The 16,209-nt window shown below is 62.9% G+C and carries 17 protein-coding genes; 16 read left to right on the top strand and 1 reads right to left on the bottom strand.

Annotated elements, in window-relative coordinates; translation table 11 throughout:
* The first annotated feature begins 73 nt into the window (after positions 1–73).
* The 16 genes from PQR42_RS04430 (at position 74) to PQR42_RS04505 (ending at position 15,046) form a co-directional block, all read left to right on the top strand.
* Positions 74–823, top strand: a complete 750-nt coding sequence (locus PQR42_RS04430) for an IclR family transcriptional regulator (RefSeq protein ID WP_408382689.1) — start codon at positions 74–76, stop codon at positions 821–823.
* Between the two features lie 75 nt (positions 824–898).
* Entirely contained in the window at positions 899–1,654 is a 756-nt protein-coding gene (locus tag PQR42_RS04435) for a transporter substrate-binding domain-containing protein (RefSeq protein ID WP_408205026.1), read from the top strand.
* Positions 1,655–1,671: 17 nt separating this feature from the next.
* Positions 1,672–2,340 (top strand): amino acid ABC transporter permease, encoded by a 669-nt coding sequence (locus PQR42_RS04440; protein WP_408382691.1) that lies wholly within the window; start codon positions 1,672–1,674, stop codon positions 2,338–2,340.
* Entirely contained in the window at positions 2,337–3,113 is a 777-nt protein-coding gene (locus PQR42_RS04445) for an amino acid ABC transporter ATP-binding protein (protein ID WP_408205028.1), read from the top strand. The genes PQR42_RS04440 and PQR42_RS04445 overlap by 4 nt, the downstream gene beginning before the upstream one ends.
* Positions 3,110–4,090, top strand: coding sequence for a formimidoylglutamase (gene hutG / locus PQR42_RS04450; protein ID WP_408382693.1), 981 nt, complete (start codon positions 3,110–3,112; stop codon positions 4,088–4,090). Before PQR42_RS04445 ends, hutG begins: the two co-directional genes overlap by 4 nt.
* A gap of 215 nt (positions 4,091–4,305) precedes the next feature.
* Positions 4,306–4,728 (top strand): MarR family winged helix-turn-helix transcriptional regulator, encoded by a 423-nt coding sequence (locus tag PQR42_RS04455; protein ID WP_408205030.1) that lies wholly within the window; start codon positions 4,306–4,308, stop codon positions 4,726–4,728.
* A gap of 81 nt (positions 4,729–4,809) precedes the next feature.
* The gene (locus tag PQR42_RS04460; protein ID WP_408205031.1) at positions 4,810–5,232 is read left to right on the top strand and encodes a MarR family winged helix-turn-helix transcriptional regulator; all 423 of its coding nucleotides are present in this window, start codon (positions 4,810–4,812) and stop codon (positions 5,230–5,232) included.
* An 85-nt stretch (positions 5,233–5,317) separates the two neighbouring features.
* Positions 5,318–6,421, top strand: a complete 1,104-nt coding sequence (locus tag PQR42_RS04465; protein ID WP_408205032.1) for an HlyD family secretion protein — start codon at positions 5,318–5,320, stop codon at positions 6,419–6,421.
* A gap of 7 nt (positions 6,422–6,428) precedes the next feature.
* Positions 6,429–8,000 (top strand): DHA2 family efflux MFS transporter permease subunit, encoded by a 1,572-nt coding sequence (locus PQR42_RS04470; protein ID WP_408205033.1) that lies wholly within the window; start codon positions 6,429–6,431, stop codon positions 7,998–8,000.
* 10 nt (positions 8,001–8,010) lie between these two features.
* Positions 8,011–9,444: an efflux transporter outer membrane subunit gene (locus PQR42_RS04475; RefSeq protein ID WP_408382695.1), complete on the top strand. Its 1,434-nt coding sequence runs from the start codon at positions 8,011–8,013 to the stop codon at positions 9,442–9,444.
* Positions 9,445–9,502: 58 nt separating this feature from the next.
* A complete protein-coding gene (locus PQR42_RS04480; protein WP_408383023.1) occupies positions 9,503–10,690 on the top strand; it encodes a thiolase family protein in 1,188 nt (395 codons plus the stop codon).
* A gap of 196 nt (positions 10,691–10,886) precedes the next feature.
* Entirely contained in the window at positions 10,887–12,164 is a 1,278-nt protein-coding gene (locus PQR42_RS04485) for a NupC/NupG family nucleoside CNT transporter (RefSeq protein WP_408382697.1), read from the top strand.
* A 15-nt stretch (positions 12,165–12,179) separates the two neighbouring features.
* The gene (locus tag PQR42_RS04490; protein ID WP_012426313.1) at positions 12,180–12,569 is read left to right on the top strand and encodes a cytidine deaminase; all 390 of its coding nucleotides are present in this window, start codon (positions 12,180–12,182) and stop codon (positions 12,567–12,569) included.
* Positions 12,566–13,531 carry a nucleoside hydrolase gene (locus tag PQR42_RS04495; protein WP_408382699.1) on the top strand — a complete coding sequence of 322 codons (966 nt, stop codon included), beginning with the start codon at positions 12,566–12,568 and terminating at the stop codon, positions 13,529–13,531. The genes PQR42_RS04490 and PQR42_RS04495 overlap by 4 nt, the downstream gene beginning before the upstream one ends.
* Before the next feature lie 211 nt (positions 13,532–13,742).
* Entirely contained in the window at positions 13,743–14,678 is a 936-nt protein-coding gene (gene panE / locus PQR42_RS04500) for a 2-dehydropantoate 2-reductase (protein ID WP_408205038.1), read from the top strand.
* A 68-nt stretch (positions 14,679–14,746) separates the two neighbouring features.
* On the top strand, positions 14,747–15,046 hold the full coding sequence (locus tag PQR42_RS04505) for a hypothetical protein (protein ID WP_408205039.1): 300 nt from the start codon (positions 14,747–14,749) through the stop codon (positions 15,044–15,046).
* Between the two features lie 87 nt (positions 15,047–15,133).
* Here the strand turns inward: PQR42_RS04505 and PQR42_RS04510 are convergent, their stop codons facing one another.
* Positions 15,134–16,180 (bottom strand): ABC transporter substrate-binding protein, encoded by a 1,047-nt coding sequence (locus PQR42_RS04510; protein ID WP_408205040.1) that lies wholly within the window; start codon positions 16,178–16,180, stop codon positions 15,134–15,136.
* Between the last annotated feature and the right edge of the window lie 29 nt (positions 16,181–16,209).

The raw sequence follows: 16,209 nt of genomic DNA on the forward strand, positions 1-16,209 counted from the left end.
CGGGAATCCGATTTTTGAAATTTGAGAACGTTCTGGCATGCTGAGTCCGTGATGGATTGCGGGTGGTGTCATCGTGAATGCGGAACAAGGTGTGACAGGGGCTGAACGGGTGTTGCTCGTGCTGGCGGCGCTCGCCAGTCACGGCAAGGCCATGTCGGTGAAGGACCTGCTTGCTGTCACCGGGCTCGCGCAAAGCACCTTGTACCGTCAGATCGCCTTGCTCAAGCGCTGGGGTTTCGTCGCGGAAAACGCGGGGCATTACGCGCCGGGCCCGATTAGCTTGCAACTTGCGCTCGGCTTCGATGTGAATTCGCTGCTGGTCGAAGCGAGCCGCACCGAGATGCAGCAACTCGCGCGAGCCTCGCAGGAAAGCATTGGACTGGTGGTCGCCGTCAAGCATCAGGTGATGTGCCTCGAGATGGTCGACAGCCAGCACTCGTTGCGCTGTTCGTTCGAAAAAGGCCGTGCCGTACCGCTCAAGGCGGGCGCGTCGGCGAAATCGTTGCTCGCGTTCATGGCCGACAAGGCGCGCACCGAAGTACTCGACAGCGTATTCGACAACGACCCGGCCGGCCGCGCCGCGATCGAAGCCGAACTGGAGCAGATTCGCGCCCAGGGCTACGCGGTCAGCGACAGTGAAGTGGATCCGGGTGTGTGGGGCGTGAGCGCTCCGATATTTCATCGCAGCGGACGCGGCGTCGGCAGCAGCGCGTCGATCACGCTGATGGCGCCGTCCACGCGCGCCATCGGCCACGAAAGCCAATTCATCGACGGGACGCTACGTACGGCCCGCGCCATTTCCGAGCATATGCAAACCGATTGACTGGACGAAGCCGCTCGCGACCGGCAATCAATCCGGATTCCGAACGAACCGAACAAACCACAAGGAGCCTACCCCATGAAGCTGCAACGACTGTTGTCTCTCGCCTGCGTCACTTTTGCAGTGACCTTCGCCGGCTTCTCCGGCGCCGCGTCCGCCCAAACGCCGGACGTGCTGAACGTGGCCACCGACGCCACCTTCCCGCCGATGGAGTACACCGAGAACGGTGCGCGCACCGGCTTCGACGTCGACTTGATGAATGCGCTCGCCAAGGCGATGGGCAAGCGCGTGCAATGGACCGACATCGACTTCAAAGGCCTGATTCCGGGGCTGATCGCCCATCGTTTCGACGCAGCGATCTCCGGCATCTACATCACCGACGAACGCGCGAAAGTGGTCGATTTCACCGACTCGTATTACGCGGGTGGCCTCGTCGTGCTGGTGAAGAGCGATTCGCCGATCAAGTCGCCGGCTGAACTGAACGGCAAGAAAGTCTCGGTTCAGGTGGGCACCAAGTCCGTGAACTTCCTGCGCGATAACTTCCCGCAGATCAATCGCGTCGAAGTCGAAAAGAATCAGGAAATGTTCGATCTGGTGGGCATTGGCCGCGCCGACGCAGCCGTGACCGGCAAGCCGGCCGCGTATCAGCTCGTGAAAACGCGCGGCGGTTTCCGTGTACTCGACAAGCCGCTGACGACCGAAGCCTACGGCATTGCCGTGCGCAAGGACGAGCCGCAACTGAAGGCCGCGTTCAATACCGCGCTCGCGAAGATCAAGGCCGATGGCACGTATGCGGCGATCGTCAAGAAGTGGTTCGGCGCCACCGCGCAATAACCGGCTAAGCAAACGAAATGGAACTCGATTTTTCGCCGGTCATCGCCGGCTGGCCGGACATCATGCACGGCGCGCTGGTGACGGTCGAAGTGACCGCCGCCTCGCTTGCGCTGAGTTGCGTGCTGGGCCTTCTGATCGGCATTGGCCGGCTCACGCCGCAGCGGCGCATTGTGTATTACCTGTGCACGGCGTACCTGACGTTCTTCCGCGGCACGCCGCTGCTCGTGCAGCTCTTTCTGCTGTTCTTCGGCTTGCCGCAATTCGGCATTCTGTTGCCGGCTTTTGTGTGCGGCATGCTCGGCTTGGGCTTGTATTCGGCGGCTTACGTGTCGGAGATCGTGCGTGGGGCGATTCAGTCGGTGGATCGCGGGCAGATGGAAGCGGCGCGTTCCATCGGCATGTCGTCGGGACAGGCCATGCGCGCGATCATTCTGCCGCAAGCCGTCGTACGGATGATCCCGCCGCTCGGCAACGAGTTCATTGCGTTGATCAAGAACTCGGCGCTGGTGTCGTTGCTGACGATCGACGATCTGATGCATGAAGGGCAAAAGATTATCAGCGTGTCGTACCGGTCGCTCGAAGTGTATCTGGCCATCGCGCTGGTGTATCTGGTGTTGACGCAGGCGACCAATTACGCGCTGCATCGTGTCGAGCGCCGTTTGCGCGCAGGAGGGATGGTGCAATGAATACCGTGGCCAACGTCAATGAACCTATTGTCAGCATTCGCGGGCTGACCAAGTCGTTCGGCTCGCATACGGTGCTCAACGGCATCGATTTCGACATTCAGCCGCAGCAGGTCGTGGTGGTGATTGGACCGAGCGGCTCAGGCAAGAGTACGTTTCTGCGCTGCTGCAACGGGCTCGAGCAGGCGGAAGGCGGCACGATCGATATCTGCGGGCATCGGCTGGTCGATCAGGGCGAGATGCTCAAGGAGCGGTCTCTGAATGCACTGCGCACCGAAGTGGGCATGGTGTTTCAGTCGTTCAATCTGTTTCCGCATCTGTCGGTGCTGCATAACATCACCGTCGGGCCGCGCATGCTGCGTGGTGCCAGCAAGGCGCAAGCTGAAGCGGCCGCGCTCGCGTTGCTGGAAAAAGTCGGGCTTGCGCACAAGGCACACGTCATGCCGGCGAGTCTGTCGGGCGGGCAGAAGCAGCGGGTTGCGATCGCCCGCGCGCTGGCCATGCAGCCGCGCGTGATGCTGTTCGACGAGCCGACGTCCGCGCTCGATCCGGAACTGGTCGGCGAAGTGTTGCAGGTGATGAAACTGCTCGCGAGCGAAGGCATGACGATGGTGGTCGTCACACACGAAATGGGTTTCGCGAAAGAAGTCGCCGACGTGGTGGTGGTGATGGACGGCGGCGTGATCGTCGAAGCCGGTCCGCCGGCGGAGATTTTCTCGGCGCCTTCGCAGCCGCGCACGCGCGCTTTCCTGCAGGCGGTGTTGTCGCGCGCATGAGAGTTCCATTCGATGACAAGGTGTGGGCGGGCCGCTCGGACGACGGCGAGCCCGGCGACACGCGGCGTGTTTTCAACCAGGTCGTGCCGTTCGACAGGGCCTCCAGGTTCGACAGGGCCTCCAGTAATCACGGCGATGTGCCCGTGATCGTCGGCTTCGGGTCCGATGAAGGGGTGCGCCGCAACCAGGGTCGCATCGGCGCGGCGCACGCGCCGAAGGAATTGCGGCGGGCGCTGGCGGGCCTGCCGGCGAAGGCGGCGATCGTGTCGCTCGCCGATGCTGGCGATGTAGTGTGCGACGACGGCGACCTCGAAGGCGCGCAAGCCGAACTGGCGAGCGTGGTCAGCGAGGTGCTGGCGAGCGGTGGCCGGCCATTGGTATTCGGTGGCGGACATGAAGTGGCGTGGGGAACGTATAGCGGTTTGCGTTTGCATCAGCAGCGGTGTGAGGCCTCTGAACCGGCAACGCCTCGCAAACTACTGATCGTCAACTTCGACGCGCACTTCGATCTGCGTCAAAAGCGTCCTGCAAATTCAGGCACCCCGTTCGATCAGATCGCACACGACTGCGCTGAACGTGGCGTGCCGTTCAACTATGTCTGCTTCGGCATCAACGATCTGGGCAACACGGCTTCGCTGTTCGCGCATGCGCAGCGGCTCGCCGTGCGCTATCTGCTCGACGTCGACATGCAGGAAACGCACCTGCCCCTGCGGTTGCGCGAACTCGATCTGATGCTGGACGAAGTGGACGACGTCTATCTGACCATCGATCTCGACGTGCTTCCTGCTGCCACCGCGCCCGGTGTCTCGGCGCCCGCGGCGCTGGGCGTGCCTCTGTCCGTGGTCGAGGCGATGGTGCAGCGCGTGCGTGGCTCGGGCAAGCTGCGCGCGGCGGACATCGCCGAGTACAACCCGTCGCTCGATCAGGACAAGCGCACCGCGAGGGCGGCGGCACGACTGGCTTACCGCTTGCTCTGAGCGCGCTTGCCGTGCTTATCGCCCTGCGTTGCCGATGGAGCACAACGGCTCGCCGCGTTATGCTGCGAGCCGTTTTCCATTTTCTGCCCTAATTGCAAGCAGACATCTATCTTATAGATGTCCGATTTCGAACTGGCCGCTGACCGGTTTTTGCAACACACTGTTCAACGCAGCCAAACTTGACTCTGTGCGTATGCACATATAGACTCCACACCATGAACCGTCCCATCTCTTACGACGAATGCAACTGCTTCGCGCTGCGCCAGGCGGCCCGGCACGTCACGCAAATCTACGAACGCCACCTCGGCGAAGTAGGCCTGACGGCTGCGCAGTTCACGATTCTCGCCAAGCTCGCACGCATGCCGAATCTGCCCATGGTGGATCTGGCCGACGCGATGGTGATGGAGCGCACCACGCTGGTCCGCGCGATGAAACCCTTGCAGCGCGACGGGTTGGTGGTGGCCGAATCGGCGGAACATGACGGCCGCACCTTTCTGTTCAGCCTGACGGAGAAGGGCGAAGCCACGTTCGATCAGGCGGCCATTGCGTGGCGCGCCGCGCAGGACGAGTTTGAAAAGAAGTTCGGCCATGCGCGCGCCAAAACGTTGCGCGCCGAACTCTTCAGCATCACCGGCTAGTTGAGGCGCACCGGCTCGTTCTGACGAGCATCGGTCCGCCTGTTTATGTGCATACGCACTCACTAACGAGGAAGTGCAGCAATGGAAGGGCTTTTCGACGACGACTGCTTTGCCATCCGCCAGGCCGCGCGTTATGTCTCGCAGATATACGACCGGCACCTGGCGAATGTCGGGCTGACCATTACGCAGTTTTCGCTGCTGGGACGGCTCAAACGCACCGGCCCCATGACGATGAAGCAAATGGCTGAAGCCATGCGCATGGAACGCACCACCCTGGTCCGCACGATCCAGCCGCTGCGCCGCAACGGCCTCGTGTCGAGCGAGACACTCGGCGCCGACGCGCGGGCGCTGACGATCACGCTCACGCCAGCAGGCGAAGCGCGTCTCAAGGCAGGCGGTGAACATTGGCATGCCGCGCAAGCCGAATTCGAGCATCGTTTCGGCGAACGGCGCGCGGCTGCATTGCGAGGCGAATTGTTCGCCATCACACGGGATTCAATCTGAAGTCGCGGATACGGCGACGTACGGCCGGCGCCATCCACGCGCCGTTTTTCTTAACGTAACGAGTGCATACGCACATATCGACATCATGTCCACTACTCCATCGACTATCGCCCCGCCGAGCGCGGCGCAGACCGCCAAACCGGCACGTCGCATTCCGTGGATGCTGCTCGCGGTCATCACGGTCATTGCCGTGCTGGCGCTTGCGGCGTCGTACTGGTTCTTCGTCGGCCGCTTCGTCGAAACGACAGACGATGCCTACGTGGGCGGCGATGTCACCGTGATGGCGCCGAAGGTGAACGGCTTCGTCACGGATGTGCTCGTGCACGACAACCAGTTCGTCCATGCGAACGAGGTGCTGATCCGGCTCGACGCGCGCGACTATGACGCGCGGCTTGCCCAAGCCACGGCGGAAGTGCAGAGCGCACAAGCCGCGGTGACCGAACTGCAGGCGAAAAAATCCTTGCAACTCGCCACCATCAACGAGCAGGCCGCCGAGGTGCGCGCGTCCGGCGCCGAATTGACGCGCAGCGCCGCGGACCAGACGCGCTACCGCGAACTGGTGAAGGACGACGCGGTATCGAACCAGGTCGTCGAACGCGCGGATGCCGATCTGACCAAGGCGCGCGCGGCGGTCGATCGCAGCGGCGCCGCGCTGATCGCGGCGCAACGTCAGATCGCGGTGCTCGATGCGCAGATCGGCGACGCCGAGGCGCGTATCGCCACGGCGCAAGCCGCCCAGCGTGTCGCGGCGCTGAACGTGGAGTACACGACCATTCGCTCGCCGATCGACGGCTATGTCGGCAATCGCACGGCGCGTGTCGGCCTGCTGGCGAACACCGGCGTGTCGCTGCTGACCGTGGTGCCGTCGAGCGGGTTGTGGATCGACGCCAACTTCAAGGAAGACCAGTTGAAGAAGATGCGCGTCGGCGACAGCGTCGATGTCGATCTCGACGCATCGAGCACTGCGATTCACGGCGTGGTGGAAAGTCTGGCGCCGGCCACCGGCGCGACGTTTAGCGTGCTGCCCGCCGAGAACGCCACGGGCAACTTCACGAAGATCGTGCAGCGCGTGCCGGTGCGGGTGCGGCTGGATGTGCCGAAGGCCATGCAAGGCGTCCTGCGTCCCGGCCTGTCGGCCACGGTGAAAGTGCATCTCGATGCCGCCGGCAGCACGCCGGCGCGTGGATGAGTCGATCATGACCCAAGTTCTCGCCAACCCCGCCGACTTGCCGAAGCGAATCAAAGTCCTGGCGTTCACGTTGATGTGCATCGGGTTTTTCATGGCGACGCTCGATATTCAGATCGTTGCGTCGTCGCTCAAGGATATCGGCGGCGGTTTGTCCGCGAGCCAGGATGAACTCTCGTGGGTGCAGACGTCCTATCTGATCGCTGAAATTCTGGTGATCCCGATGTCCGGCTGGCTCACCCGCGTGTTCTCCACGCGCTGGGTGTTCGCGTTTTCCGCACTCGGCTTCACCATCACCAGCATGTTGTGCGGTCTCGCGTGGGACATCAACTCGATGATTCTGTTCCGCGGTTTGCAGGGCGCGCTCGGCGCCGCGATGATCCCGACGGTGTTCACCACGGCGTTCGTGCTGTTCCCCGGCAAGGAACGCCTGATCGCGTCCACCACCATCAGCGCGCTCGCGACGCTCGCACCGACTGTCGGTCCGGTGATCGGCGGCTGGATCACGTCGCAATGGTCGTGGCACTGGCTGTTCTATCTGAACCTGGTGCCGGGTCTGGTCGTCACGCTGATGGTGCCGAAGTACGTGCACTTCGACAACGTCGATCTGTCGCTGCTGAAGAAAGGCGATTATTTGGGCATCCTTCTGATGTCCGGTTTTCTCGGTTGCCTCGAATACGTGCTGGAGGAAGGGCCGCGCAAAAACTGGTTCGGCGACGACGTGATCGTGACGTGTACCTGGATAGCGGCGATCTGCGGATTCCTGTTCCTCGTGCATGCGTTCACCGCCAAAGAGCCGATCGTCGATTTGCGCGCGTTGGCGATCCGCAACTTCGGCATTGGCAGTCTGCTGTCGTTCATCACCGGAATCGGGATTTTCTGCGCGGTGTTTCTGACGCCGGTGTTTTTATCGCGTGTGCGTGGCTTCGATTCGTTGCAGATCGGCGTGGCGTTGCTGTCGGTCGGCTGTTTTCAATTGGTCGCGATGGTGGCGTATTCGATGGTCGCGCGCTTCGTCGACATGCGGATCCTGCTGGTGTTCGGCCTGGTGCTGTTCGGCGTCGGCTGTTATCTGTATGTGCCGCTGACCAATCAATGGGGCTGGCAGGAGTTGCTGATCCCGCAGGCGTTGCGCGGCATTGGCCAGCAGTTCTGCATTCCACCCATTGTCACGATGGCGCTGGGTTCATTGCCGATGTCGAGGCTTCGTTCGGCAAGCGGCCTGTTCAATCTGATGCGTAACCTGGGCGGCGCGATCGGCATTGCGGTGAGCAGCACGATGCTCAACGACCGCCTGAATCTGCACTACGAGCGGCTGGATGAACATCTGAACGTGGGCCGCCCGGTGGTCGAATCGATCTTGCAGCAGCAAAGCGCGCATTTCGCGGCAGTGGGCGGCAACGTGCTGAACGCGGCCAACGCCGGGCTCGGCGAACTGCACGCGCTGCTGATGCGCGAAGCACTCGTGCTCACGTTCTCCGACACCTTTTACGCCCTGTCGCTCTGTTTCGTGGTCGGCCTGCTGAGCGTGCTGTTCTCGCGCCCGTTCGGCAATACCGCACCGCCGCCCGATGCCCATTGAGGAATTCAACATGAAACCGATCCTTGTCAAAGTACTGGCGAGCGCCGCCTTGCTGACGCTCGCGGCGTGCGCGGTGCAACCGGAAACGCACGCGGATTTGCCGCAAACCGTGAAGACCGTCGCGCCTGCCGCGTGGAATGTCGACGCGCCGCAAGACAGCGTGAGCGCCAACGCGTGGTGGGACCAATTCGGCGACCCGGTCATGCATCAACTGGTCGAATCCGTATTGACCGGCAACCTCGATGTGCAGGCGGCGGTGGAGCGCGTCAGGCAGGCGCAGGATCTGGCGAAGCAGAATCGCGCGGCTCTGCTGCCTGAGTTGAACGCGAGCGCGACCGCGTCCGACTCGCGTCAGAACACGCCGCCGCCGCTCGGCTATGTGCGCCAGGCCGGTGTCGGCCTGACGGCGAGTTGGACGCCCGACGTGTTCGGCGGCGAACGTCTCGCCGTGCTGGCGGCGCAGGCGCAAGTGTCGGGACGCCAGTCGGCATTGAACGAGGTGCGCCTCGCGCTCGCGGCGAATACCGCGGCAGCGTATATCGATCTGCGTTGGGCGCAATCGCAGTTGCAGATTCTGAGCGATAACGAGCAGATCCGTGCACGTGCGCTGAAGCTCACGCAGCAGCGTCTGCACTATGGGCTGTCGACGCAACTGGACGTGGCGCGCGCGCAGAACCAGCTCCAGGATTTGCAGGCGCAGATTCCGCGCGTGCAATCGGCGGTGCAGCATCAATTGAGTCTGATCGCGGTGTATTCGGGGCGCACGCCGGAGAGCGTCGACAGCTTGCTGCTCGCCAACGCACGCGACATTCCGGTGCCCGCGCAAAGCGTGCCGCAGATGCTGCCCTCGGAAGCGCTCCTGCAGCGTCCCGACGTGCGCACCGCCTACGCGACGGTCGAACAGCGCGCGGCGGAAGTGGGCGTGTCGAAAGCGCAGCGCTATCCGCAGTTCCGGCTCAATCTCGCCGACGGCTTGCTGGCCTCGTCCTATCTCGGCATGCCGACGTTGACCGATAACCTCTTCAGCGCCGCTTTGAACGCGACGAGCCCGATCTTCAACGCGGGCCGCATCACCGCGAATATCGACGCGAGCGAAAGCCGCATGCGTGAATCGCAACTCGGTCTGCAGCAAACCATGCTGCAGGCGCTGAAGGAAATCGAGGACAACCGTAGTGATCTGGTGAGCGGCGCAGTGCAGGTGCAACGTCTTGGCGGCGCACTCGATGCGTCGAACCAGGCGCTGCATTTGTCGAGCGAACTGTACAAGGGCGGCGCGGCGGATTTTCTCGATGTGCTCACCGCGCAGGAGGCGTATCTGCGTGACGCGGAGTCGTTGAACCAGGCCAAGCGCGAGCATGCGCTCTCGGCGGTCGCGTTGTACCGGTCGCTCGGCGGCGGCTGGGATGTGCCTGACGCGGTCACGGCGGTGTCGTCGAACAACTAACCGAACGACTGATGCACGGGCGTGGCCAATGAGGTGTTGAACCAACTGGAGAGAAATGATGGCGAACCAGCGAGAAGTAGTGATCTGCAATCCGGTGAGAACGCCGATCGGCGCATTCGGCGGAGCGTTGAAGGACGTGCCCGCCACCGAAATCGGCGCGGTTGCCGTGCGTGAGACGTTGCGCCGCAGCGGGCTCGACGCGGCTGAGTTGGCGTCGGTCGTGATGGGCAATGTGATTCAGGCCGGCAACAAGATGAATCCGGCGCGCCAGGCTTCGATTGGCGGCGGTGTGCCGGTGGCCGTGCCGGCATTGACGGTCAATCGTGTGTGCGGCTCGGGCGCGCAGGCGATCGCATCGGCGGCCCAGGAAATTCTGCTGGGTCTCGGCGATGCGGCCGTGGCGGGCGGCATGGAAAACATGGACCGCGCGCCATATCTGCTCGACGGCGGCCGCTGGGGCTACCGCATGGGCAACGCGCAAATCCACGACAGCCTGTTGCGCGACGGCCTGAACGACGCGTTTTCCGGCGAGCATTCCGGCTGGCACACGGAAGACCTCGTCGCGCAATTCGACATCACGCGCGAAACCCAGGACCGTTGGGCCGCGCGTTCGCAGCAGCGATTCAGCGAAGCCCAGGCACGCGGCGATTTCGACGCCGAACTGATTGGCGTGGAAATAGCAGGGCGCAAAGGCCCGCAGCATTTCACGCGCGATGAACAGCCGCGTCCCGACACCACGGTGGAAATGCTCGCGAAACTGCGTCCGGCATTTCGCCCCGACGGCACGATTACCGCAGGCAACGCGCCCGGGTTGAACAGCGGCGCGGCCGCGATGCTGGTGGCCGAGCGTGGTTTCGCGGAAGCACGTGGCATCGCGCCATTCGCGCGGCTCGTGTCTTATGGCGTCGCCGCGGTCGAGCCCGGTATGTTCGGCCTCGGTCCCGTGCCGGCTGTGGAGATGGCGTTGGCGCGAGCCGGTTGGCAATTGCACGATGTCGAGCGCTTCGAAATCAATGAGGCGTTTGCCGCCGTGCCGATCGCGGTCGCGCGCAAACTCGGCATTGCGGACGAACTGATCAACGTGCAAGGCGGCGCGATCGCGCATGGCCATCCGATCGGCGCAACGGGCGCTGTGCTGACCACGCGCCTGCTTCATTCGATGCGGCGCGATGGCCTCAAACGCGGCATCGTGACTCTGTGCATCGGCGGTGGCCAGGGTATTGCGCTGGCATTGGAAGTGCTGTGAGTTTGAGTCGATAGCAGCAGGGTGCGTCGGCGTGCGAAATACATGTCGATGCACCTCGCTGCGATTCCTGAAATGCGCAGCGCATCAACCGTGATGCATTTCTTCGGCACTAGAGTGCCGTCCCATATTTAAAGTTTTTATTCCGGCATCAGTTTCGTTTAGCATCACTGCCACTTTCACAAGAACACCACGAGACATGGCACTGATCGTTAGAAACATCCTCGGTATTGCCGTACTGCTACTGATCGCTTTCATCTTTTCCACCAACCGGCGCGCCATCCGCTTACGGACTGTAATTAGCGCATTGCTGGTGCAGATCGGCATCGGCGCGTTCATCCTGTTCGTGCCGGTCGGAAAGTCGATCCTGTCGGGCGCGGCGTCCGGCGTCAATCATGTGCTCGGCTACGGCAACGCGGGCATCGAGTTCCTGTTCGGCGGACTCGTGCAAGCGAGGATGTTCCAGGTCTTCGGCGACGGCGGTTTCGTGTTCGCCGTGCGCGTGTTGCCGGCCATCATCTTCGTCACGGCGTTGATCTCCGTGCTGTACTACCTCGGCGTGATGCGCTGGATCGTGATCGTGCTCGGCACGGTGTTTCAGAAGCTGCTCGGCGTGTCGAAGCTCGAATCGTTTTCCGCGGTCACCACGATCTTCCTGGGCCAAAGCGAAATGCCCGCGGTGGTCAAACCCTTCACGCGCGACATGACCGGCGCCGAGTTGTTCGCGGTGATGTCGAGCGGCATGGCGGCCGTCGCCGGGTCGGTGCTGGCGGGCTATGCGGGGCTCGGCGTGCGCATCGAGTATCTGCTGGCGGCGTCGTTCATGGCGGTGCCGGGCGGCTTGCTGTTCGCGAAGATCATTCACCCTTCCACCGAACCGAGCCGGGTGCATCTGGACAACCTCAACTTCGACGAGAAGCGTCCCGCCAATATCATCGAAGCCGCGAGTTCCGGCGCGACCGTGGGCTTGAAAATCGCGGTGATGGTCGGCGCGATGCTGATCGCGTTCGTCGGGCTGATTGCGTTGCTCAACGGGATCGTGGGCGGCGTCGGCGGCTGGTTCGGCCATCCGCAACTGTCGATGCAATCGGTGCTCGGCGTCATCTTCGCGCCGCTTGCCTATCTGATCGGCGTGCCCTGGAACGAGGCCACGATCGCCGGCAATTTCCTTGGGCAGAAGGTGATTCTTAACGAGTTCGTCGCCTATGCGTCGCTGTCGCCGTATCTGAAAGAGGCCGCGAGCGTGACCGCGGCCGGTCTGCAGGCGCTCGATCCGCGTACCATTGCTATCCTGTCGTTTGCGTTGTGCGGCTTCGCGAACTTTTCGTCGATCGCGGTGCTGACGGGCGGTTTTAGCGCCGTCGCGCCGGGGCGCCGTGCCGAAGTCGCGCGTTACGGCCTGCGTGTCGTGCTCGCCGCGACGCTCTCGAACCTGATGAGCGCCACGATTGCGGGCATGTTCATTACGCTGAATTGAATCGAGGATTGCTGGATGAACATGGAACAACTGTTGGAACGCGCGGGCGTCGCGCGAGAAAAGGCCTATGCGCCTTATTCGAAATTCAAGGTCGGCGCGGCGCTGCTGACGAAAGATGGCCAGGTGTTCGACGGCTGCAACGTCGAGAACGCCTCGTATGGTTTGTGCAATTGCGCGGAACGTACCGCGTTTTTCAGCGCCATTGCGGCGGGTTATCAGCGCGACCAGTTCGCCGCGCTCGCCGTGATCGGCGATACCGACGGCCCGATCGCGCCGTGCGGCGCGTGCCGCCAGGTGATCATCGAACTGGGCGGCCCTGAACTGCCGATCCGCCTCGGCAATCTGCATGGCGCCACGCGCGACACCACCGCACGCGAACAATTGCCGGACGCGTTCTATCTATGAGCAAGCACAAGGTCATCTACGACACCGACCCGGGCGTGGACGATGCCATGGCGCTCGTGTTTCAGGCGCTGCATCCGGATATCGAACTGCTCGGTCTGACGAGCGTATTCGGCAACGCCACGATCGAGACGACCACGCGCAACGCGCGCTTTCTCGCCGGACGGTTCGCCGCCGGCGTGCCGGTCGCGCAGGGTGCGGCGGCGCCGCTCAAGTGCACCGCGCCCGAACCGCTCGCGTGGATTCACGGCGACAACGGACTCGGCAATATCGCACTGGATACAACGGAGCAGGCCGCACTCGACGCGCGCCCCGCGCATCGCTTCATCATCGACACGGTGCGCGCGCATCCCGGCGAAGTGACGCTGCTCGCCGTGGGCCCGCTCACGAACCTCGCGCTTGCGCTCGACGAGGATCCGCAGATCGCCTCCCTCGTCAAGCAGGTGGTGATCATGGGCGGCGCGTTCGGCACGGACGGCGTGCTCGGCAACGTCACGCCCGCGGCGGAAGCCAACATCCTGGGCGACCCGGATGCCGCCGATATCGTGCTCGGCGCGGCGTGGCCGGTTGCGATCGTCGGGCTGGACGTCACGCAGCGCACCATCATGAGCCACGAGTATCTGGATTCGCTGCGCGATCGCGGCGGCGTGGCCGGTCAGTTCGTGTGGGAAGTGTCGCGTCACTACGAGGCGTTTCACGAGCAAAGCGCGGAGCTTGCGGGCATCTATGTGCACGATTCGTCGGCGGTGGCCTATGTGCTGGCGCCGCAACTCTATACGACGCGCAGCGGTCCTGTGCGAGTGTTGACCGACGGCATCGCGGTCGGCCAAACCATCCAGAAGCCGTCGACCATGCCCGTGCCCGCGCCGGCCTGGGATAGCCGGCCCGACTGCAAAGTGTGTGTCGAGGTGGACGTGCCGGGCATGCTGGCGCTTTACGAGCGCACCATTTGCGGCACGCTTTGAGAATGACGCTGTCGTATAACGGAGGCACAAGCGGCATGCCGATTGATCTGACGTAAGCCGCTGTGCGATGCAACACGCCGGACCACGGCAATCCTGGCCGGTGCCGATCTTCAATCTTTGCTACATTTCTGCACACGCACTGCATAAGCTCCTCCTGAACCCGTGGCTCATGGACGCCAGTGCGTGACCGAAATCTATCAAGAGGCCAAAGATGCGAATTCTAGTAGTAGGGGCGGGCGCCGTGGGCGGCTACTTCGGCGGGCGTCTCGCAGCGGCGGGCCAGGACGTGACCTTCCTCGTGCGCCCAGGCCGGGCGGAAAAGCTCAAGCGTGACGGACTCGTCATCAGCAGCGTGCGCGGCGATCTCAAGCTGCCCGATCCTCAAACGATTCTCGCCGGCGTCAGCGCCGAACCGTTCGATCTGGTGCTGCTGAGCTGCAAAGCCTTCAGTCTCGACGACGCCATCGATTCCTTCGCGCCGCTGGTCGGCGAGTCGACGCTGATTCTGCCGATGCTCAACGGCATGCGCCATGTCGACGTGCTCAACGAAAAGTTCGGTGCCGCGCGCGTGCTGGGCGGCCAATGCGTGATTGCCGCGACGCTCAACGCCGACCAGCATATCGTGCATCTGAACGACACCCACGCGATCACTTTCGGCGAACAGGCCGGCGGCACGTCGGAACGTGTTCAGGCCATCGCCGACGCCATGGCCGGCGCGAATTTCGACGCGCTGGTCAGCGACAACATTTTGCTGCGCATGTGGGAGAAGTGGGTGTTCCTGGCCACATTGGCAGCCGGCACGTGCCTGATGCGCGGTTCGGTGGGCGATATTCTGGCTGCGCCGGACGGCAAGCGCGTGATCGAGAATCTGCTGGGCGAGTGCCGCGCGGTGGCGGAGCACAACGGTTTCACGATGGGCCCGGACTTCGACGCACGCGCCACGCAAACACTGTTCACGCCTTCGCCGCTTACCGCTTCCATGTTGCGGGACGTGGAAAACCATTCGCATACCGAGGCGGATCATATTCTCGGCGATCTGATTTCGCGCGGCGGCGACGCGCAAAAGGGCGAGCACGGCTTGTCGTTGCTGCGTATCGCCTATAGTCATCTGAAGACGTATGAAGCGAGGCAGGCCCGGACGTCCTGAGCGATGCCACGGGCACGAATCGGGACTTCGCAGGCATGGCGAAACAGCCTAACGATCAGAGGTGAAGCATGCCGAGTCCAATCGGATCAGTGCCCGCACTCAGCGCCGCTTCGGCCACGATCTTCTCGATCGGCATCGTCTTTCTCGGCTACTGGGGCTTGTATGAACCGACACAGTGGCGAGTCGCCGACGTCTTCGTGTTCGTGTCCGCGCTGATCGGTTTCGGCTGCCTCGGGCTCGTACCGTGGGTCGCGACGAGTCCGGTCGAACCCGAAGGCAGCGATAGCCGGATTCGCATTGCGCGGCATCTGTTTTTGGTCGGCGTGATGGGAATCTGGCTTGCGGTGGCGATGTCGGTGATTTTCTAGAACGACACCCACGCTCACGCACAAAAAAACGCGCGCCTTGCACAGTTGCAAGGCGCGCGTTTTCTTTAAAGCACAACCAATCAGCGCTTAGCGCTCGATCTGCCGGTTCCAGCGGGTATCCCACTGCGCGCGGTGCGCGTTGATCGTATCCCAATCCACCACCGTCACCTTGCGCACCAGATCGTCGACGTTGCCGAGGCTTTGCTGCATGGGCGGCGTCATCTTCGCGAGACGGTTGGTGGGAATCTGACGGCCGGCCTCGGCGGCCTTGGTTTGCGCCGGCGCGGACAACAGGAATTGCGCGAGCTTCTGCGCCAGTTGCGGATCAGGGTTGTTGTTGACCACGCACAGGTCGACCAGCAGCAGCACCGGACCTTCCTTCGGATTCACATAGCCGACGGGAATGCCCTTGTCCGCCAGGTCACCCACGGCGGTCGGCGTCAACGGGAACAGGCCGGCCTCGCCGGTCTGGACCATTTCGGAAATCTTCGCCGAATTCGGCACGTACTCGACCACGTTCGGTCCGACCGTGCTCGCCCATTTCGTGAAGCCCGGCTCCACGTTCTGCTCGCTGCCGCCCATCAAGCGGTTGATGGCGAGAAAGCCATGCAGGCCGAAGGTGCTGCTCGAAGCCGACTGGAACACCACCTTGCCCTTGTATTTCGGATCGGCGAAATCCATCCACGAGGTCGGCGGCGCCCAGCCTTTTTCAGCGAACAGTTTCTTGTTGTAGGCAATGCCGGTCATGCCGAGCTGAACGCCCGCGCCCATGTCGTCCTTCATGCGCGCGAACGGATAGAGCTCCTTGAGCACGGGTGCGTCGTCGAGCTTCTTGCACACGCCCATGCTGACCGCGCGCGCCATCACGCCGTCGTCGAGAAACACCACGTGGATCTGCGGGCTGGCCTTGTTGGCGAGCAGCTTGGCGAGAATGTCCGACGACGTGCCCGGCACCACGACCACCTTCACATTGTTGGCTTTCTCGAAGTCAGGCAGCACCTGGCTCGTATAGGCCTTCTCCATCGGACCGCCGTTCATGCCGATGTAGATCGTCTTGGTTTGCGACCACGCCGGCGCGGCCGCGCCGAATGCGCACAATGCGGCCAGCGCCGCGAGCGTCTTGAACAGTTTCATTGAGGGGCTCCTGAGGTTCACTAAAACGA

It is taken from the genome of Paraburkholderia sediminicola (assembly GCF_046027355.1).
GTDB classification, from domain to species: Bacteria; Pseudomonadota; Gammaproteobacteria; order Burkholderiales; family Burkholderiaceae; genus Paraburkholderia; species Paraburkholderia sediminicola_B.